The sequence below is a fragment of the Lentilactobacillus curieae genome, assembly GCF_000785105.2.
Classification (GTDB): domain Bacteria; phylum Bacillota; class Bacilli; order Lactobacillales; family Lactobacillaceae; genus Lentilactobacillus; species Lentilactobacillus curieae.
Window position 1 is genome coordinate 2,054,423 of sequence record NZ_CP018906.1, and the last position, 18,649, is coordinate 2,073,071.

Annotated in this window: 19 protein-coding genes and 1 other annotated feature (1 of these 20 only partly in view); of the genes, 5 read left to right on the plus strand and 14 right to left on the minus strand. The window is 38.8% G+C overall.

Features of this window, described 5'->3' with window-relative positions:
* Positions 1-27: a binding site (T-box leader), on the minus strand; it reaches 180 nt to the left of the window's first position.
* Between the two features lie 26 nt (positions 28-53).
* The 4 genes from tpx to ezrA all read right to left on the minus strand — a co-directional run bounded on the left by tpx (position 54) and on the right by ezrA (position 4,828).
* The gene (tpx, locus tag PL11_RS09985; protein ID WP_035166927.1) at positions 54-563 is read right to left on the minus strand and encodes a thiol peroxidase; all 510 of its coding nucleotides are present in this window, start codon (positions 561-563) and stop codon (positions 54-56) included.
* Between the two features lie 70 nt (positions 564-633).
* Positions 634-1,851, minus strand: a complete 1,218-nt coding sequence (gene thiI / locus PL11_RS09990) for a tRNA uracil 4-sulfurtransferase ThiI (protein WP_035166926.1) — start codon at positions 1,849-1,851, stop codon at positions 634-636.
* Between the two features lie 10 nt (positions 1,852-1,861).
* On the minus strand, positions 1,862-3,007 hold the full coding sequence (locus PL11_RS09995; RefSeq protein ID WP_035166925.1) for a cysteine desulfurase family protein: 1,146 nt from the start codon (positions 3,005-3,007) through the stop codon (positions 1,862-1,864).
* 120 nt (positions 3,008-3,127) lie between these two features.
* Positions 3,128-4,828, minus strand: a complete 1,701-nt coding sequence (ezrA, locus tag PL11_RS10000) for a septation ring formation regulator EzrA (protein WP_035166924.1) — start codon at positions 4,826-4,828, stop codon at positions 3,128-3,130.
* Positions 4,829-4,988: 160 nt separating this feature from the next.
* Here ezrA and PL11_RS10005 point away from each other — a divergent pair, with 160 nt between their 5' ends.
* The 5 genes from PL11_RS10005 to PL11_RS10025 all read left to right on the plus strand — a co-directional run bounded on the left by PL11_RS10005 (position 4,989) and on the right by PL11_RS10025 (position 8,488).
* On the plus strand, positions 4,989-5,447 hold the full coding sequence (locus tag PL11_RS10005) for a GAF domain-containing protein (RefSeq protein ID WP_035166923.1): 459 nt from the start codon (positions 4,989-4,991) through the stop codon (positions 5,445-5,447).
* Positions 5,448-5,644: 197 nt separating this feature from the next.
* On the plus strand, positions 5,645-6,253 hold the full coding sequence (gene rpsD, locus PL11_RS10010) for a 30S ribosomal protein S4 (protein ID WP_035166921.1): 609 nt from the start codon (positions 5,645-5,647) through the stop codon (positions 6,251-6,253).
* 95 nt (positions 6,254-6,348) lie between these two features.
* Complete coding sequence (locus PL11_RS10015) at positions 6,349-7,623, plus strand: replication-associated recombination protein A (protein WP_035166919.1); 1,275 nt, start codon at positions 6,349-6,351, stop codon at positions 7,621-7,623.
* Positions 7,624-7,647: 24 nt separating this feature from the next.
* Entirely contained in the window at positions 7,648-7,935 is a 288-nt protein-coding gene (locus PL11_RS10020) for a hypothetical protein (protein ID WP_035166917.1), read from the plus strand.
* Between the two features lie 73 nt (positions 7,936-8,008).
* Positions 8,009-8,488 (plus strand): universal stress protein, encoded by a 480-nt coding sequence (locus PL11_RS10025; protein ID WP_035166916.1) that lies wholly within the window; start codon positions 8,009-8,011, stop codon positions 8,486-8,488.
* A 58-nt stretch (positions 8,489-8,546) separates the two neighbouring features.
* On the opposite strand, the gene PL11_RS10030 is transcribed toward PL11_RS10025, so the two are convergent.
* The 10 genes from PL11_RS10030 to PL11_RS10075 form a co-directional block, all read right to left on the minus strand.
* Positions 8,547-9,482: a helix-turn-helix domain-containing protein gene (locus PL11_RS10030; RefSeq protein ID WP_035166914.1), complete on the minus strand. Its 936-nt coding sequence runs from the start codon at positions 9,480-9,482 to the stop codon at positions 8,547-8,549.
* Between the two features lie 115 nt (positions 9,483-9,597).
* A complete protein-coding gene (locus PL11_RS10035; RefSeq protein WP_035166912.1) occupies positions 9,598-10,140 on the minus strand; it encodes a DNA-3-methyladenine glycosylase I in 543 nt (180 codons plus the stop codon).
* A gap of 31 nt (positions 10,141-10,171) precedes the next feature.
* Positions 10,172-11,338, minus strand: a complete 1,167-nt coding sequence (locus PL11_RS10040; protein ID WP_191982068.1) for a glycerophosphodiester phosphodiesterase family protein — start codon at positions 11,336-11,338, stop codon at positions 10,172-10,174.
* A 385-nt stretch (positions 11,339-11,723) separates the two neighbouring features.
* Entirely contained in the window at positions 11,724-12,848 is a 1,125-nt protein-coding gene (locus PL11_RS10045) for a D-alanine--D-alanine ligase family protein (RefSeq protein WP_035166910.1), read from the minus strand.
* 135 nt (positions 12,849-12,983) lie between these two features.
* The gene (locus tag PL11_RS10050) at positions 12,984-13,853 is read right to left on the minus strand and encodes an SPFH domain-containing protein (protein WP_035166908.1); all 870 of its coding nucleotides are present in this window, start codon (positions 13,851-13,853) and stop codon (positions 12,984-12,986) included.
* A 392-nt stretch (positions 13,854-14,245) separates the two neighbouring features.
* A complete protein-coding gene (locus PL11_RS10055) occupies positions 14,246-15,070 on the minus strand; it encodes a MetQ/NlpA family ABC transporter substrate-binding protein (protein WP_035166906.1) in 825 nt (274 codons plus the stop codon).
* Positions 15,071-15,086: 16 nt separating this feature from the next.
* Positions 15,087-15,779 (minus strand): methionine ABC transporter permease, encoded by a 693-nt coding sequence (locus PL11_RS10060; RefSeq protein WP_035166904.1) that lies wholly within the window; start codon positions 15,777-15,779, stop codon positions 15,087-15,089.
* Complete coding sequence (locus PL11_RS10065; RefSeq protein ID WP_035166902.1) at positions 15,772-16,806, minus strand: methionine ABC transporter ATP-binding protein; 1,035 nt, start codon at positions 16,804-16,806, stop codon at positions 15,772-15,774. The genes PL11_RS10060 and PL11_RS10065 overlap by 8 nt, the downstream gene beginning before the upstream one ends.
* Before the next feature lie 336 nt (positions 16,807-17,142).
* Entirely contained in the window at positions 17,143-17,436 is a 294-nt protein-coding gene (locus PL11_RS10070; RefSeq protein ID WP_035166899.1) for a glycine cleavage system H family protein, read from the minus strand.
* A gap of 11 nt (positions 17,437-17,447) precedes the next feature.
* The gene (locus tag PL11_RS10075) at positions 17,448-18,647 is read right to left on the minus strand and encodes an FtsW/RodA/SpoVE family cell cycle protein (protein WP_035166897.1); all 1,200 of its coding nucleotides are present in this window, start codon (positions 18,645-18,647) and stop codon (positions 17,448-17,450) included.
* Between the last annotated feature and the right edge of the window lie 2 nt (positions 18,648-18,649).

The following is an 18,649-nucleotide window of genomic DNA, read 5'->3' on the forward strand; positions in this document are numbered from 1 at the left end:
GGATACTCTCTTGTTCGTTGCTGATTATAGATTTAATAATAAGCGACAATTTGCTAATCGTCAATGCGATTTGCAATTTTATTCAATGCTTCTAATGCTTTTGCGTAATCAGGTTCATCAGTCAACTCGTCAACAATTTGTCTGTAAACGATGGTCCCCACCTTATCAACAATAAAGATGGTTCTAGCTAATGCACCAAAGTTAGGCAAGTAGACACCCATTGCATAACCTAAAGAAAGTTGCTCATCCGAAAGCATTTTGATGTTTTCAACGCCTTCTGCAGCACACCAATCTTTCTGTTGCTCAACGGTGTTGTTAGACACAGCTAAAAATTGGGCATCAGAATAGTGATCTGCTTCCTGATTGAACTTCCTGGTTTCAATTGAACAAACTGATGTATTAATGTCAGGAATCGTCGAAATTAACGTCACTTTCCCCAATAGATCAGCCGTCTTAACCTTGTTGCCCTCTGAATCCTCTAATTTAAACTTTGGTAACTTATCACCATTAACTGGTGGGTTGCCATAGAGTTGTTCTTCTTTACCCTGAATCGTTATTTGCATGTTCAAGCACTCCTTAGTATCAAAGGTTACATCTACTTTAAAATAGAATGAGTAAAACTACCAGTATATTTTACAGAAGTTCAGCAAAAATTTCTGCATTGGCGTTCATGTAATCTTCGCCTGGCTTGATATCAGTGATTGTCATCCCCGAAATTGCGCGCTCCATTAATCCGTCCACATCAATGTATTGTTCAAACTTTCTGGACTTTTCTAAGTCAGGACGAGTTTTTGGTGCTGGGGGAGTAAAGATTGTACAACAGTCTTCAAATGGTAACACTGACAAATCAAAGGTATCAATATCCTTGGAAATTTCGATAATGTCCGTTTTATCCATTGAGATTAATGGTCTCAATACCGGCATTGAGGTAACATCATTAATTGCCATCATGCTCTCAAGAGTTTGAGAAGCCACTTGACCTAGCGCTTCACCATTAAAAATTCCAGTACAGTGACGATTCTTAGTAATCTCAGCAGCAATTCTCATCATCATTCGCCGCTGAATCGTCATCAAATAGCCTTCCGGAACCTTTTCCTTAATAGTTTCCTGAACTTCTGTAAATGGCACGGCAATAAATTGAATCCCGCCAGAATATTTAGCCAATACAGAAGTTAACTGTTTTGCCTTGCCCAAAGCCTGTTCACTTGTATATGGAGGACTATAGAAATGAATCATGTCGATTTTAACTCCACGCTTCATCGCCATATACGAAGCAACAGGCGAATCAATTCCACCGGAGAGCATCATGGTTGCTCGACCACCAGTACCCACTGGCAGGCCACCAGCCCCCTTGATTTTTTCAGAAGAAAGGTAAGCCCCGTTCATCCGAACTTCGACCCTGATTTCAATGTCTGGATTCTTAACGTCAACAGTAATTCCGTCAACGTTTTCTAAAATATAGTCTCCAAGCATGTTGTTGATTTGATCAGTGTGATATTCAAAATCTTTGTCCTGTCTCCGAGTACTAATTTTAAATGTCTTTCCTGGTTCAAATTGTTCTTTAACCATTTGTAACGCAGTGGTCTTAATTGCGTCCATCGTCTTTTCAATTTTGATTGATGGGTAGAAATTTTCAATTCCAAAAACCCGCTTCAAATCATTCATGACTGGCTGATCATCTTGACCATTTAAGTCAACGTGAAGTCGGTCACGTTGTGCTTTGACAACTACATCACTGTATCCTGCCAAAACAGAGCGAACGTTTTTGCCAAGTTGCTTGATAAAATCTTTCCTGTTTTTACCCTTGGTAGATAGCTCGCCATAGCGAACCATTATCTCAGTGTACTTCATTAAATAACTCCTAACTTAACTTATCAAACTCAGTGTATAGCTGATCAAAAACCTTAATAAACTCATCAGCCTCTGCCAATGTATTCTGATCACCTAAGGAAATTCGAACTGCACTTGTTGAAACATCTTCTGGAACATTCATTGCAGACAATGTGCTAGAAGCCAAATGCTTCTTAGATGAACAAGCACTGGTTGTTGAAATATAAATTCCGTGTTCCTCAAACGCATGAACAATAGTTTCTCCACGAACGCCAGTAATGGCAAAACACAGAATATGTGGTGCAAACTGGTCAGTATTCTTAGAGAACGGAACAACTTTATCAAATTTACTTACATGATCGAAAATTCGCTGCTTAATTTCCCGTTCAGTCTGATTTGCCTTAGTTTCTTTACCTAGCAACAATCTTAATGCTTTTGCCATAGCAGCAATTGCTGGTACATTTTCAGTTCCTGAACGTTGGTTTTTTTCTTGACCGCCGCCATTCATCAATGGGGCAATTCTCCGACCACGTTTTGCATAAATAAAGCCAGTTCCTCGTGGGGCATGAAATTTATGGCCAGAGAATGTCACAAAATCAACCCGGTCATTCATAATTATGTCTTGAATTCCTTTACCGATTCCCTGAACAGCATCAACGTGGAAGTGAATCTTAGGGAAATCCTTAAGCACTTCAGCTGCTTCCTTAAGCGGTTGAATAGTACCAATTTCGTTGTTGACAGCCATAATTGACACTAAAATCGTATCTGGTCTGATTGCTGCCTTTAAATCATCGACATTGATTCGACCCTCGTCATCAACTGGTAGGTAGGTTACGTCATAACCCAACTGCTTCAGTTGTTCCATCGAATTATGAATTGCTGGATGTTCAACCGAGGTCGTGATTAAATGCTTACCGTATTCGCGCTTTTCAATTGCGGTACCTTTGAGAACCCAGTTGTCCCCTTCAGTCCCACCACTCGTAAAGTAGATTTCGTCTGCATGCACTTTTAACAGGTCTGCAATTTGCTTTCGAGATTGCTCTAACAGCTGAAATGCTTGATCTCCAAAGTTATGCAAACTAGATGGGTTACCCCAGACACTCTTACTTACCTTATCGTAAGTATCGACTACTTCGGGCAACGCCTGTGTCGTTGCACTATTATCAAAATAAATCATTTGAAACCTTCTTCTCTTAATTTATTGGTTCGACTCCAATAAGTTAGCTTAAATGATAATACAACAATTTAAGCAAAATAAAAAGCCAATTGTTCATTGGCTTTTAGAAGTTCTTCTTTATTATTGTGCTTTAGCGTAGTAGTCATCTTTAAGTTTTTCGTAACTACCGGGCTTTTCGCTTTCAAGAGCCTGACTAATAACGGCCAAACTTTCGTGATAATTGTTTTCTCGATCAAACAACTGACGCGCTTGGCGACTAGCATTAGCAATCTCTTCGTTGCTTGAAACATAGCGATTAGAGTACTGAAGTGCTTGTTCAGCCAATCTAGCATCATCAATCAACTTCTTGGTAGCTTCCTCAACTGAATCAATATCAGATTCAATCATAACAACTTGTTTAGAAACGTCATCGACATTTACCTTTGGCAAGTTGATTGAATCATCTAGTCTCTTGATTTCTTTAACCACATTAGTGAATGAATCTGTATAGTCGTCTGGCAGGCCAGGTAAATTCAAATTATCGATTCGGCGCTTCTTATTTCTCATTTCCAGGTCAAATTCTCGAAGAGACTTTCGAGCACTCTCTTCCTTTTCTGGAATGGTAATGATTGAATCATACAAATTCTTTTGTGATTGTTCAATTTGTGATAAATCACGGGTCATCTTATCTTGACGGTCAGCAATTTCTGAATAAACCGCACTACCCTCTGCAACAGCAGCCTGGTGCTTATCAAAATCAGTTTGAATCACATGAATTTGTTGACCATATTGACGGTTAGTTTCAACTTCTTGATGGTTTAAATCGTATGAAACTGAAAGGCGCTTAAGTTTTGTATCCAGATCATCATTTTGGGTTGTAACGTGTTCAAGATACTCTGCTAATACTTCATTTTCTTTCTCAACTGTTTTTCTAGCTTTAATTTCCTGTTCTAGACTGTCATAAAGTGAGTCGATAGAATCAGCAATGTCATTATTGTTCTTTTGAACCAAGCCAATATTTAGTTTGCGTAATTCTTCCAAATTAGTGCTGCGCTTATTCTTTAATGCAGCAGCCTTAGGAAGAATGTTGTCTCCCTTGAAATTATAATGTTGCCCTTTCATCTCGTGGTAACCATCGGAAATTTCATTTAACTGAGTAACAAACTCATCGTTTAAGCTAGCATATAGGCCTGGAATCTTATCGATGTAGTCGGATAACTTGTTCGAAGAGTTTTTTAGGTCCGTCAGTACCTCTTCAGCACCATTTGGATCACCCTTCTCAGTTAGATCGATGAATTCATCATAAGTGTTTTCAACATCCTCCAGCATCTTCTCCAGGCCATCTATACTTGGGCCAAATTTTTCATTATCCTCAAGAAGAGTCTTTCGGTACTGTTCATTTTGTTTCTTTAATTCATTGATTGCTAAATGATGTTGTTTATTCAAATCATGTAGCTGAGCCAAATCAGCTTGGATCTCCTTGATTGTTTCATCTGCCTTATCAATTGATGAGTTGGCATTTTTCCAATCATTACGGGTCTTAATAAAGTTAATTCCCTTACCATCTTCTTTAACCAACTCAATTTGACTGTCGATATCCGGAAGCATCCGATTCTTATAAACTTGATATTTGTTATACAGCAAATCATATTTTTTCTGAGATTCACCAGTTAAGTTCATCTGCTTTGCAAGCTTGAACTCATCATCAAGTGGAATCTCACCCAATTTCTTTTTACTGTCATACACCTGAGTAGCCATTTTTATAGTCTTCCGTTGATAGAAGACAAACCCCAAATAGCAGCCGCCGGCAACTATAATGATTCCGATCAGAAGTATTAACATCAAATCCCATCCTCCAACAAAAAATATAGAATATCCTAGTAAATTTGTTAAAAACGCTTTATTATGTATAGAATAATTGCTAAACAAAATATAGTTCTAATGTGAATTATAGCATAGTAAAAAGTCATATACAGACTAATTTTAAAGTGAGGTCACACAAATGCAAGAAGTTAAAAACTTAGTCAACCAACAATTAGATGCACTATTAACTGGAGAACGCGATCAAGTTGCAAACATGGCCAACGCCTCAGCCCTATTAAACCAAACACTCCCAAACATTAACTGGGTGGGATTTTATCGCTATGAATCTAAAAATGATGAACTGATTTTAGGACCATTCCAAGGCAATGTTGCATGTATCCATATCAAAAATGGCAACGGCGTTTGTGGAACAGCACTAAAAGAACAAAAAGTACTTAGAGTTGCTGATGTTAATTCATTTGCCGGACACATTGCTTGTGACGCCAACTCACGTTCAGAAATTGTCATTCCATTATTCAAGGATGGCAAACCTTATGGTGTTTTAGATATCGATTCCCCAGATTTGGATCGATTCACAGAAGATGATGAGCGTAACCTAACCGAATTTGGCGAAGTATTCTTAAGCCATGTTGACTAATTGCAATTAATTTTGTACACTGTACTTTGTGTAAAATAATGCAGCGGTAGATGGTAAGCTCGTCAACATGTTGTTGCCTTTAAGGTTCTATTAGTAACCCACACGGCTGCTTGGGCGAAAATTGCAAAACAACATGCACGAATATTAAATCTACAATGGGTTATTTTACTCCAAAAATTTATTGGAGGAACTTTTTTATGTCTAGATATACAGGTCCAAGTTGGAGAATTTCACGTCGTTTAGGTATCTCACTTTCAGGTACTGGTAAGGAACTTGCTCGTCGCCCTTATGCTCCTGGTGATCATGGTCAAGGTCGTCGCGGTAAGCTTTCTGAATACGGTTTGCAACTCCACGAAAAGCAAAAGCTTCGTTTTATGTACGGTTTAACTGAACGCCAATTCGCTAACTTGTTTACGCGTGCTGGTAAAATCCGTGAAGGTAAGCATGGTGTTAACTTCATGATCTTACTTGAAAGACGTTTGGACAACATGGTTTACCGTTTAGGTTTGGCTACTACTCGTCGTCAAGCTCGTCAATTAGTTAACCACGGTCACATTACTGTTGATGGCAAACGTGTTGATATTCCTTCATACGAAGTTAAAGAAGGACAAGTTATTTCAGTTCGTGAAAAGTCAAAGGATATTCAAGTTATCAAGGATGCTGTTGAAGCTGTTGTGGGTCGTCCACAATATGTTCAATTCGATGCTGACAAGCTTGAAGGTTCATTGGTACGTCTTCCACAACGTGAAGAACTCGATGCTGATATTGACGAATCATTAATCGTTGAATACTACAACAAGCTATAATTTGTCAAAAAACGTTTCGCTTTTGCGAAGCGTTTTTATTTTGCCCACATGAGATGATATAATTATCTGAGTTAATTAAAAATCGAGGGACTAATATGCAACAACCTTTGGCGTACAGAATGCGCCCAACTAAAATTGAAGAAATTGTTGGCCAGCAAGACCTCGTCGGCCCAGGAAAAATCATCGACAGAATGGTCAAAGCTAAAATGCTATCATCAATGATTTTGTATGGACCACCAGGAACTGGAAAAACCAGTATTGCTAGTGCAATTGCCGGCTCAACCAAGTACGCATTTCGAATCTTAAACGCCGCCACAGATTCAAAAAAAGATCTGCAGGTTGTCGCGGAAGAGGCAAAAATGAGTGGTACTGTAGTTTTATTATTAGATGAAATCCACCGTTTAGATAAATCAAAACAAGACTTTTTACTACCACTTTTGGAAAAGGGTTCAATTATCCTTATTGGTGCAACTACGGAAAATCCATACATTAGCATCAATCCGGCCATTAGAAGCCGGACTCAAATCTTTGAAGTCCATCCCCTATCCCCTGAAGATATTGCAAAGGCAATTGATCGTGCTTTATCAGATTCAAAAAATGGTCTTGGTGAATACGATGTTGATTTGAAGGATGAGGCTCGTGACTTTTTATCAAAGGCAACGAACGGCGACTTACGAACCGCACTAAATGCATTGGAATTAGCGGTCAAATCCACGTCTCCAGATACCAATGGTAAGATAGCAATCACGCTCTCCGTAATTGAAGAATGCCTTCAGCGTAAAGCACTCACTTCCGACAAAAACGGTGATGCTCACTATGACGTGATTTCCGCACTACAAAAATCAATTCGGGGTTCCGATGCAGATGCTGCCTTGCATTACGCTGCCAGATTGATTGAATCAGGAGATTTAATTTCCTTAATGAGGAGATTACTAGTTATTGCTTACGAAGATATCGGAATGGCTAACCCAGCTGCATGTGCTCGGGCAGTTTCTGCAGTAGACGCGGCAAGGCAACTTGGTTTACCTGAAGCAAGAATTCCAATTGCCAACGCAATTATTGAGTTGGCGTTAAGTCCCAAGTCAAATTCTGCTATGTCAGCCATCGATGGCGCCCTATCGGACGTCCGCTCGGGAAATTATGGTGACGTTCCAATTCACCTAAAAGATGCCCATTATAAAGGCGCAGCTAAACTGGGGCGAGGTGTCGAATACAAATATCCCCACGACTATCCTAATGATTGGGTACAACAACAATACTTGCCTGATAAAATCAAGAGTGCCCAATATTATGTGCCAAAGGAAAACGGCAAGATTGAACAACGTTTTAAAGAGCAGTACGAAAAATTGCGCCAAGTTTCTCGCAAATAAAAACAGTTGAATAAGGAGTCCAACATGATTTTAGATATTTTAGTATTATTGATGATTTTCATTTCATTTTTTATTGGCAGTTACCTGCTAACTCATTCCAATCAAACACTGTTTGGCCTTGATTTATCAAAGGATATTCATTTACGGAGAATGATAATTGCTCATGCAATCATCTTCTTAGTTTTAGGACTACTCGCGGTTATTGCCTTATTTATCAATAACATGGCAATGGTTGTTGTAACCTTAATTTTAATGGTAATTTTTGGTTCAGTGACCCAAGCAATTTTAGTTTTCAAAGTGACCAAGCATTAAAATATTTTATTATTTGTATTTTTAGTGAAATAACGTACAATTAAGGTATAAATAAGAATTGGGGTGGATGCTTATGCTACAACAATACAAACAAATTTTAGTTCCAGTTGATGGTTCTTACGAAGCTGAACTTGCATACAAAAAAGGGGTTGCAGTTGCCCTTCGTAACCAAGCAACATTGCACTTAGTTCACGTTGTTGACACTCGTGCGTTCCAGAACATTTCTAGTTTTGACACATCGATGGTTGAACAAGTGACTGATACAGCAAAGAAAACTTTAGATAAATATGTTGAGGACGCAAAGGCTGCGGGCCTACAAAACATTGATTACTCAATCGAGTACGGGGCTCCAAAGAGTGTAATTGCAAAGGATATTCCAGAAAACCTTAACATCGACTTGATCATGATTGGTGCTACTGGTCTTAACGCTGTTGAAAGATTATTAATTGGTTCAGTTACTGAATATGTAACTAGAACTGCAGTGTCAGACGTTCTGGTTGTTAGAACTGACCTAGAGAACAAACCAGCAGTCGATCCAAAGAAAAAAGCTTAACCGAGTTAAATAATAAATGCCTCAAAGTGAAGTATCTCTTCACTTTGAGGCATTTTGTTTATCCTAACAATGTTTTTCGCCCTTCAAACGGAACGATTTTCTCTTTAACTAATTTAAATAAATCTTGATTACCCGCAAATATCTTATCCGCCAAGTGTTGGTCACCTTCATGAATTGCCATCGAATACGCAATCATTTGGTTAAAGGTCCCATCAACATGTTTTCCCAATCCAAAGAATGCTTTTGACTTCAATTCATAAATCTCTGCTAGCCGGTAGATTGTTGATGGTTGGCTTGAATTTGAGTTTTCGCCCATACCCTTTTGATAGTCAATAATTGCGTCAGCATATTCTGCTAATAAGGAATATTCCTCAAGTTCAAGGCACACCACTAAGACATCCATGTAAATATCTGTAACCGATTCAATTGTGGCATCCTTACTATCCTCAAGGGTGACCAGCTTAGTTGCTGCCCGTTTAACATTCGTTAGCGCATGGTCCTTTAATCCCATCTTTTTGAATACTAGTCCCATTCCTAATGAAGCCCACGCTACATATAAATCACCAATGTACTTCTGATAGCTAGTCAAACACTCCGTGAATTCTGCTAGTGCACCTTGGGCATCATCTTCAACAAATAAACGGCTATAGCCTTTAAAGCAATGGTTTATTCCCCGGTACTTTGGTTTTTCAAGTAACATTGCTGTTACCCTGTCAGAGCTTTCATCTGCCTTCTTATAACAATGCTTTTGCAAATGTGTAGCAATTACTTCGAACACGTTTTTATCGTAACTATCATTATCAATCACGTCGTTAAAATTCAAATTGAGACGCTTAAAGAGCTTAACAGCGATATCACTCCTAGGAGAAACATTATCTGCCTCGATTTGGCTAATCATCCCCTGGGTACAAATTCCTTCGGATAAATCCTGCTGTGACATTCCAATCTCTAATCTTTTCTTCTTGATAGCATCCCCACAATATCTGGATGACATTTGACTTTCCTCCATTATTATTGGCTCAGTTAACTTGAAATAAAAACGTTTTTAAATTAGGTAAAACGTTCAATGCAAAAGATTATATTATAGTCACTATAAGAATTCAACCCTTTTACCTAAATTCACAATTAACCAGGTGATCATTAACAATTCCAGCTGCTTGTAAAAAGCTATAAGTCGTGGTTGGCCCCATTCTGGTCAACCCCATTTTTTTGTATTGGTCAACATACTTTTTCACAAATTGCTTAATGGATTCTTGGTCTAAGTCTTCCGTTAGTAAATGATCAATTGGGGTTGAATTAGTTGTCCCCCACGTAATTTGTTTGAATTCAGCTGGATTTTCAGCCACTACTCGGGCGTTGTTGACTATTGCATCAATCTTAGCGTGATTTCTAATAATTCGCTTATCAGAATACAGTTGCTCAACTTGTCCAGTTGAAAATTTCGCAATCCGATTAACTTCAAAACCATCAAACGCATCCAGTAGTCCTTGCTCAAACTTAAGTACTGTTTGAAAAGTCAGTCCCGCCTGCATAATCTCTAAGCACAATGCATGAAATAGCTCATTAGTTTCAAATACTGGTTTTCCCCACCTAGTGTCGTGATAAATCATTAGCTCCGGGCTTTTGGTTGCCCATTCACATCTTATTACCATATTTTTCACCTCAAAATTTAAATACGTAGTTTTAAACGTAATTCCAGAATTTATTTAAAATTAATAGCCAACTATCCTTGGATTCCTCAACGGAGACATTCTTTAGGCGACTTGCCTGATCAGTTACCTGACCATCCGTGCCCAACATCTTTGAAGTTTTCATCACCCATTTATCGTCATCAGTCCAACTGTAGACCTTTCTTCCACCTTGGCCACACTGAGCAACCATGTAGTCATTTAGTGTCACTCGTTGCAAGGTGAAAAAGTCAGGGTGTAACTTCGCAATCCCTAAACCATTTAGCATAGTTACTAGTCCCACTTTGATTTTTGGAAATTGGTGTTTAATCTGAATAAGTGGTCGATACCCTACAGAATGAACATAGTTTCCTTGCTCTTGCATGGCTTCACCAAACTGCTGCGCAAACTGGCTGCCCATTTGACCATCGGATGCGTTAGTCACCTTTAATTCAACAATCAGTTTTTGTCCTAGGCTTCCTGCAACTTTTAAATAATCCGCAAATAGTTCAACGTGCATATGCTTTCGAATTTGCTTCAAATTCAAGTTATTAATCAACTCTGACTTCCCAGCCAAATTAACGGTATCATCATGAGCACAAATGAATCGGTGATCCTTAGTTTCTTGAATATCCATCTCGATAAACGGATAACCTTCGTCACCGTTTTTCTTGAGTGCCGCGATTGTGTTATATCCCGAATTATTATTGATAACCCCTCGGTGAACAATAATTTGTGTGTGATTATGAGGCGATACTAGCTGTGGTAGTGAGCTCTGAAAGATCAGTATTCCTAAGAAGAGAACGGCTAACACAGCTAATGACATACTACTATATATTGGCTTGTGCTTAAATATTATCCAGATCATACATAGTTGCTGAACGATATTCACCATCATTACCAAGACCGTTTGAATAAAATTGATATTGAACTGCCCGCCAACTGCCCACTCAATAATCGTTAAAAGGCCAACAATTCCGGCCAGTGAAAACACCATTGCTCCCATGCATAATAGCAATCGGCCAAAAATCGTTGAAACACTTGTATTGGCATAAAAAATCCGGCTAATTGCATAACTAATTAGAAACAATGCAGCCACGTAGCAAATCAGTGCCACAACAACTAACCACCTGCGATTAATCGTCAACCAAGTAAACATGTCCCCGTTAATTGGAATGTTCATCTTTAAAGGTGTGATAATTCCCATCAAACCTACTGGGAGCAGCAATAACTGTAATAAAAACAAAATTGCAAATTTTTGATAGTACCTCCCATTTAACTCACCAAGCAACCATACTAGTAATCTCGATTGAATTAAGATAGTGCCAATAGCTATAACCCAGACTAATAACTGTGAAGAAACTAACCTTCCTATCGTGATATTGGTTAAACACGCCACTGCGATCATTTCAATGAAAATCACTCGTTGTTTACTCTTAGACATTTCCCCACAACTCCATTTACAATAATTAACTTAATTGTATCAGTCCAGAATAGATACTGGTACTTACAAGGTAAATAAAAACCACTTTCCAAGATGGAAAGCGGTCAGTAATTAGTTGTTAAATTTATACATCCTGATCTGTAGGATTTAATGGCTTGAAGTCGTACAGAATCTTTGAACGGTATTCAAACTCATCAATAGCTAGTTGAATCAACCGATCGATTAAATCAGTATATGAAATTCCAGATGCCTCAAACAGTTGTGGATAAAGACTGATGTTAGTAAATCCTGGCAAGGTATTAACTTCACCAACATAAGGATCGTCATTCTTAGAAATCAAGAAATCAATTCTAGCAAGTCCCTTAAGTCCTAATGCCCGATAAGTTTTAAGCCCCATTTCGGTTAACTTGGTTGCAAGTTCATCAGAAATGGCAACAGGAATATCAAACTTAACTTCACTTGCATCAACGAACTTGTTGTCATAAGTATAGAATTCGTCAGTTGCAGGTACTTGAATTGAGCCGATCTTTGATGCGATTGGCTCACGGTTACCAAGAATTGAAATTTCAAGTTCACGAGGGCCTTCAATTGCCTCTTCAACTAGAATTTTGTCATCGTAACGGAACGCATCGCGCATTGATTCTTCATATTCTTCAGCATTTTCAACTTTATGAATCCCAACAGATGAACCTTGGTTAGCAGGCTTTACAAATAAAGTCGTTCCCAATTCTTTAGAAAGTGATTCATAAGTAAATTTTTCAGCAGTTAAAGGAGTAACTAATTCGTATCTAGTATTAGCAACACCAGCTAACCCAAGAATCTTCTTAGTAATGTCCTTATCAAAAGCCATTGCTGAGCCTAACACACCGGTACCAACATATGGTTTGTTCAACAATCTAAGCAATCCTTGAATTGTCCCATCTTCACCCAAGTTACCATGAATAATTGGGAAAAATACGTCCACACCAGTCGCATTTTGTAAATTAGCAATTGGAGCTAATGGATTTGATAAATCCAATTTAGCCATTTCTTCTTTTTCAACGGTTTCTTCTGACTCGCCATCAAAAACTCGTTTTGAGCCTTCATGACTCAAGAAATAGCCATCTTTAGTCATCAAGAACAAGCTAACGTCATACTTATCCTTGTCCATTGCATCATAGATGTTGTGAGCAGATCTCTTTGAAACATCGTGTTCTGAGGAATTACCACCAAAAAGTAGGGCAACATGTCGCTTTTTGTTATTTTCCATTTTTTTCATCCCATTCGTATATATTTCATAATCTTAAGTATACCATTAAAACGCTTATATTGCATTTCTAAACACCTTTATACCCTGATTTTTCACAAAAAAATGCCGACAAAGTTCGTCGCCATTTTAAAAAGACTATTCTAAAGAATCCGTATTAATTACGTTTTGAGTACCCTTTTCGTTTATTATCGACACGAGCACATTGTTTACCATTTGTAACTTGCGATCATCAGTGGTTTTGATGCCTAAGTCAGCTTCGATTTGGGACACAGCGTCTTCCGCAATTGAAACTGCTCCCTCGACAATGATTTTTCTAGCCGAAAGAATCGCAGTTGATTGTTGTCGTTGAAGCATTGCACTAGCAATTTCCGTTGCGTAAGCTAAGTGAGTCAACCTAGTCTCAACAATTTCGATACCTGCAACTGATAAACGTTCCTGTAATTCAGCCTTTAGCGCTTCTGAAACGGAAGTTGAGTTCCCTCTAAGGGTCATTTCCCCAGCGTCATCATCAAAGCTGTCATAAGGATACTGGCTAGCAATATGACGAATGGCAGATTCACTTTGAATCTCAACAAATTGCTCATACGCATCAACATTAAACGACGCTTTAGCAGAATCAACTACTCGGTAAACGATTACTGCGGCAATTTCAACTGGATTACCCTTTAAATCATTAACCTTGATAATCGAACTGTTAAAGTTCCTAACTTTCAACGAAATTGACATTTTATTCGTTAGTGGCACAGTCATGTAGAGTCCCGCATTCTTTATTGTCCCAATGTACTGACCAAAAAATGTGAGGACCTTAGCTTCATTAGGAGAAATAATCGTCAGCGAACTGGCAAATAACAGTCCAATCACGATTACAATGGCAGCAATGACCACCATGAAAACCGAATCGTTAGTGGAACCGAAGTAAATAAGGTATGCTCCCAGAAGCAACATGATAATTACCCCAAGTAGGCCTGCATATCCATTAACGTGAAATACTGATTTTTCTTTCATTAGTCTTACCTCCAATGATTTAATCATAAGCTAAAGCTAGTCGGAATAAAAGGGAGCACTGCAGGAATCTATGACTCCGTCTCAGTGCCCCCACAACGATGACGCATACTAAGTGACACGAATAGTGGCGATTAGTCGCGACAGAGACTGTGTTGAGCACTGCAGGAATCCATGATTCCGTCTCAGTGCCCCCACAACGATGACGCATACTAAGTGACACGAATAGTGGCGGTCAGTCGCGACAGAGACTGTGTTGAGCACTGCTGACCCCCCCTATGTCTCTGTCTTCGTGCCACTCGCCGAACCATCAAAAAAACCGTGATAATTTCAAAAAATAAAATTACCACGGTAGTCTTTCTGTGCGCCTGGTTATATACCATACCTTTAATTAATTATTTAGTTGCCTTTACTGGCAAAACAGCACCCTTGTAATGTTTTGAAATCCAGTTTTGAGTACTCTTTGATTGTAATGCCTTCATTAATTTCTTAATTGCAGGTTTGTTTTGATCGCCCTTACGAGTAACCACGATATTTGCATAAGGTGATGATTGCTTTTCAAGTGCAATCGAATCTTTTCTTGGATCCAAACCAGATTGAACAGCGTAATTAGCGTTAATTACGACGGCATCACCCTCACCGTTTTTATAAATTTCAGCCATCAATTTTGGCTCAAATGTGTGCTTAAACTTTAGGTGACGAGGGTTTGATGCGATATCATTGAAGTTTGCAGATGTGATATCAACGCCCTTCTTGATTGTGATCAACCCTGCGTCCTTAAATAAAGTTAAAACTCGACCATAATCAGGAGTATTGCTACTTACTAAAATCGTAGCCCCCTTCTTTAGATCTTTCAAATTCTTAACTTTCTTTGAGAAAATACCAATTGGTTCCAAATGAACGCTACCGGCATTTACTAAATTACCTTTATTTTCCTTGTTCCATTGCTTTAAAAATGGAACGTGTTGGAAGTAGTTGGCATCAAGTTCTCCACCAGCCAGAGCTTTGTTAGGCATGATGTAATCTTGGAATGTGGTAATTTTAAGGTTAACGCCTTCTTTTTTCAATTCAGGAGCCACGTGACGCAAAATCTGGGCATGAGGAACTGCAGAAGCCCCAATTTTCAGTGTAGTACCCTTGTCACTACTTTTTGAAGAACAACCTACAAGTAACAATAAACTAAATGCAACGGCAATAAATCCATAAATTTTTCTCTTCATCGATATTCCCTCCAAATTAAAGTGTTCGTTTATCAGTATGCTTAACGAATAAATCTCCACAAGCTTGAACAGCAAAAACAAATAACGCAATGATTACAGTGGCAACTAAGATAATGGTATTGTTGTACGATTGAAAACCATCTTGATAAGCAAGCTGTCCTAAACCACCAGCACCGATTGCTCCGGCCATAGCCGTGTATGAAATCAGTGAGATTGCGGTAACTGTGGCACCAGCAATCAAGGCCGGCTTACTTTCAGGCAACAAAACTTTAAAGATGATTTCCCACATATTAGCTCCCATTGATTGGGCAGCTTCAAGAACCCCTGAGTCAACTTCACGCAAATAGGATTCAACCATGCGGGCATAAAACGGTGCCGCTGAGATAATCAGCGAAGGTAAGGCAGCGACCGGTCCAATAATGGTTCCCGTCACGACCTTCGTAAATGGCATTACCAATAAAATTAAAATAATGTATGGAATTGATCTAAATATATTGACCAAGATAGCAATGATCCAGTTAATGACTTTCAGCAGTGGGTTACTCTTGCCATGCGTTAAATATAAAAACAATCCCAAAATTATTCCTAAGATTATTACAACCACCATGGAAAGCAAGGTCATCCAAATGGTTTCCCAAGTCGCACTCCACATATCAGGCCAATTAACCGTACTAAATTTAAAAAACGAACTAAATCCTGTATTAGCCATTTGAAATCACCTCAGTTTCAACTCTTAATGTTTGTAAGTATTCAAGGGCATCCTCAATTTTTGGCATGTCTCCAGTCATCTGTAAATCAAGTGAACCAATTGCCCCTTCTTGAGTCTGATGCATCGAACCAGAAATAATGTTAACTTCCAAATCCGGAAACTTCTTGATTACGTTTGAAACAACTGGCAATTCTGCCTGTGGTCCATGGAATACCAACCGGACAATTTTTCCTTCTGGAAATTTCTGTGCTAGCTCTGAAGCTGTTAAATCAGCATCATTTTGAGGACCAGAGAATTCTTCTTGAACAAACTTCTTCGTAACGTCTGCTTGAGGATTTCTAAACACTTCGAATACAGATCCCTGCTCAACTACCGAACCATTATCCATCACAGCGACCGCATCACACACTTTAGTAATCGCGTGCATTTCATGAGTAATCAACAGAATGGTCAAGTTCATTTCCTTATTGATTTTTAACAACAAATCGAGGACTTCATTAGTTGTATCTGGGTCCAAGGCACTGGTAGCTTCATCAGAAATAAGAATCTCTGGATCATTTGCAAGAGCTCTCGCAATCCCAACTCTTTGCTTTTGCCCTCCAGACAACTCTGAAGGGTACGAATTTTCTCTTCCTTGCAACCCAACCAATTCAATTAAGTGCCTTGCTCGCTTTATTCTCTCGGGTTTAGATACACCAGCAATTTCCAATGGCAACATAACATTCTTAATTACAGTTCTTGACCATAATAAGTTGAAATGCTGAAAAATCATTCCCACCTTTTGGCGTTGCTTCCTTAATGCGGAACCATACAAACTTGCAATATTCGTTCCATTAATATCAATTTCACCACTGGTAGGAGCCTCAAGTCCATCCAACATCCGAACTAACGTACTCTTTCCAGCGCCTGAATATCCAACGATTCCAAAAATCTGACCGTCATCAACCTTAATGTTTACGTCGTTAACAGCAACCAAATCACCATCTTTTGTGTTGTACTGTTTCGAGACATTTTTAAAAGTAATCAAATAAATTCCTCTCCTTATAAGAAAAGCCCTTCATCCATGAACCAGAATACGGTTCAAAGGACGAAGGGCTTCGTGGTACCACCTTTGTTTGTCATCAAATAGATGACCTCAAAAATACCTAAGGTATTATCCGCGGTAATGGACGGTAACCATCCACTCATTTACTAAGAGCTCATGAGTGTCATGTTTTAATCCAGGACCATCTTCACATACCTTGCAATCCCCTTTTTCACCAACCGAGGTCTCTAACAAAGCAAAAATACGCTACTCATCCTGACATTTATTTCTAATAATTTACCAATACAATTTTAACATAAGACAATAACTCGTCAAGAATTATTTCTCAATTCTGGCAACCCATGAGGAAGCTTTGTCTGAGTTATTTAAAACACTAGGATCGCTCAGCGCATCTTCATTGATTTCAATCACAGTACCTTCAACCGGACTTGCAATGTCAGAAACAGCTTTATCAGCTTCAACATTCATCAAAGTATCTGTCTTCTTTAAGCTGTCGCCAACTTTGGGTAGTGATACAAAAGTAATGTTACCCAATTCATTCCGCCCGTCATCTGTTAAACCAACGGTAACAACACCATCATTTTCTTCGGTCCAGTAATAGTTTTCGTTCATGTTAATCACTCCTATGAGAATTCTTTATCGTCACCAAACATGTAACTCTTATTGTGATACTGCATTGACATTATTAAACCTATCCCAATCATATTCCCAATCAGCGCCGATCCACCGGCACTAACAAATGGTAATGGAATACCTGTAAGTGGTAAAAGTCCAATACTCATACCAACATTTTCAAATACGTGGAATAAAATCATCATAATTACCCCAGTTGAAATATTAGCATAAAAAACGTTTCTAGTATCGAAAGTAACCTTGATCATTTGATAAATCAATAAGAAGTAAACAAAGACTAGCAAACAACTTCCGATAAAACCAAAGTTCTCTCCAATAACGGAGAAAATCATATCTGATTCTCTAACTGGCACGTAAACGTGTGAGTTATTGAACCCTGTCCCAAATATTCCACCTGAACCAATTGCTTTCATACTCTGCCACAATTGGTAACCTTGGTTACTAGTATCTGATGAAGGGTGAAGCCAAGTATCAACTCGCGCAAACTGGTATGCTTGGAACCCAACCTTTTCAAGTAACCTACGTCCAGAATCAGGAATGACCAAAGCTAGTGCAGTTCCGCCAATTCCCGTAACTAACAGGAATGCAGGTAGGATAATTCTCCAAGTGACACCAGAGACTACTACCAGCCCGGCTAAGATAGCAAAGAAAACTAGCATAGTACCAAAGTCATTCTGTAATTTTAGTAGAACTGCAACAGGTACAGTCCAAGCAATCATCTTTCCAATTAACAACCAATCACTTTTGATGGACTTGACGGGATAATTATCGTTATGCTCAACGATTACCCGCCCCATCATTAAAATGTATGCAGGTTTCATAACCTCAGATGGTTGGAACGTCAATGGCCCCAATTGAAACCAACTTTTGGCACCAGTTTGTAGGAAGTAAGACCTACTATACAAAACCAAAACAGCGGCCAGAAGCAAGATTCCCAGTCCGTAAGCAAGTGGGGCAACCTTCCAGAGCTGTTCTGAATCAAATTGCATTATAATTACCACGGCAACCGTACCAATCACATACCATACTAATTGCGAGACAACCTGTTTAATCACTGATGCACCGCCTGTGTCGTGTGATGCAGCAACATAGATTGACCCTAGGCCAACTAATGCCAATATCAGCACACAGAGGACGATTCCCCAGTCAATTCTTGACTTATCATCAGAATTTCTGCGACTTGTTTCCAAAA

What these genes read in the sequence shown, in the direction of transcription:
- PL11_RS10055 (WP_035166906.1), bottom strand. Translation starts at nt 15,070, where the DNA reads ATGAAGAGAAAAATTTATGGATTTATTGCCGTTGCATTTAGTTTATTG.
- PL11_RS10070 (WP_035166899.1), bottom strand. Translation starts at nt 17,436, where the DNA reads ATGAACGAAAACTATTACTGGACCGAAGAAAATGATGGTGTTGTTACC.
- PL11_RS10060 (WP_035166904.1), bottom strand. Translation starts at nt 15,779, where the DNA reads ATGGCTAATACAGGATTTAGTTCGTTTTTTAAATTTAGTACGGTTAAT.
- PL11_RS10030 (WP_035166914.1), bottom strand. Translation starts at nt 9,482, where the DNA reads ATGTCATCCAGATATTGTGGGGATGCTATCAAGAAGAAAAGATTAGAG.
- tpx (WP_035166927.1), bottom strand. Translation starts at nt 563, where the DNA reads ATGCAAATAACGATTCAGGGTAAAGAAGAACAACTCTATGGCAACCCA.
- thiI (WP_035166926.1), bottom strand. Translation starts at nt 1,851, where the DNA reads ATGAAGTACACTGAGATAATGGTTCGCTATGGCGAGCTATCTACCAAG.
- PL11_RS10015 (WP_035166919.1), top strand. Translation starts at nt 6,349, where the DNA reads ATGCAACAACCTTTGGCGTACAGAATGCGCCCAACTAAAATTGAAGAA.
- PL11_RS10045 (WP_035166910.1), bottom strand. Translation starts at nt 12,848, where the DNA reads ATGGAAAATAACAAAAAGCGACATGTTGCCCTACTTTTTGGTGGTAAT.
- rpsD (WP_035166921.1), top strand. Translation starts at nt 5,645, where the DNA reads ATGTCTAGATATACAGGTCCAAGTTGGAGAATTTCACGTCGTTTAGGT.
- PL11_RS10025 (WP_035166916.1), top strand. Translation starts at nt 8,009, where the DNA reads ATGCTACAACAATACAAACAAATTTTAGTTCCAGTTGATGGTTCTTAC.
- ezrA (WP_035166924.1), bottom strand. Translation starts at nt 4,828, where the DNA reads ATGTTAATACTTCTGATCGGAATCATTATAGTTGCCGGCGGCTGCTAT.
- PL11_RS10020 (WP_035166917.1), top strand. Translation starts at nt 7,648, where the DNA reads ATGATTTTAGATATTTTAGTATTATTGATGATTTTCATTTCATTTTTT.
- PL11_RS10040 (WP_191982068.1), bottom strand. Translation starts at nt 11,338, where the DNA reads ATGAACATTCCAATTAACGGGGACATGTTTACTTGGTTGACGATTAAT.
- PL11_RS09995 (WP_035166925.1), bottom strand. Translation starts at nt 3,007, where the DNA reads ATGATTTATTTTGATAATAGTGCAACGACACAGGCGTTGCCCGAAGTA.
- PL11_RS10005 (WP_035166923.1), top strand. Translation starts at nt 4,989, where the DNA reads ATGCAAGAAGTTAAAAACTTAGTCAACCAACAATTAGATGCACTATTA.
- PL11_RS10035 (WP_035166912.1), bottom strand. Translation starts at nt 10,140, where the DNA reads ATGGTAATAAGATGTGAATGGGCAACCAAAAGCCCGGAGCTAATGATT.
- PL11_RS10050 (WP_035166908.1), bottom strand. Translation starts at nt 13,853, where the DNA reads ATGAAAGAAAAATCAGTATTTCACGTTAATGGATATGCAGGCCTACTT.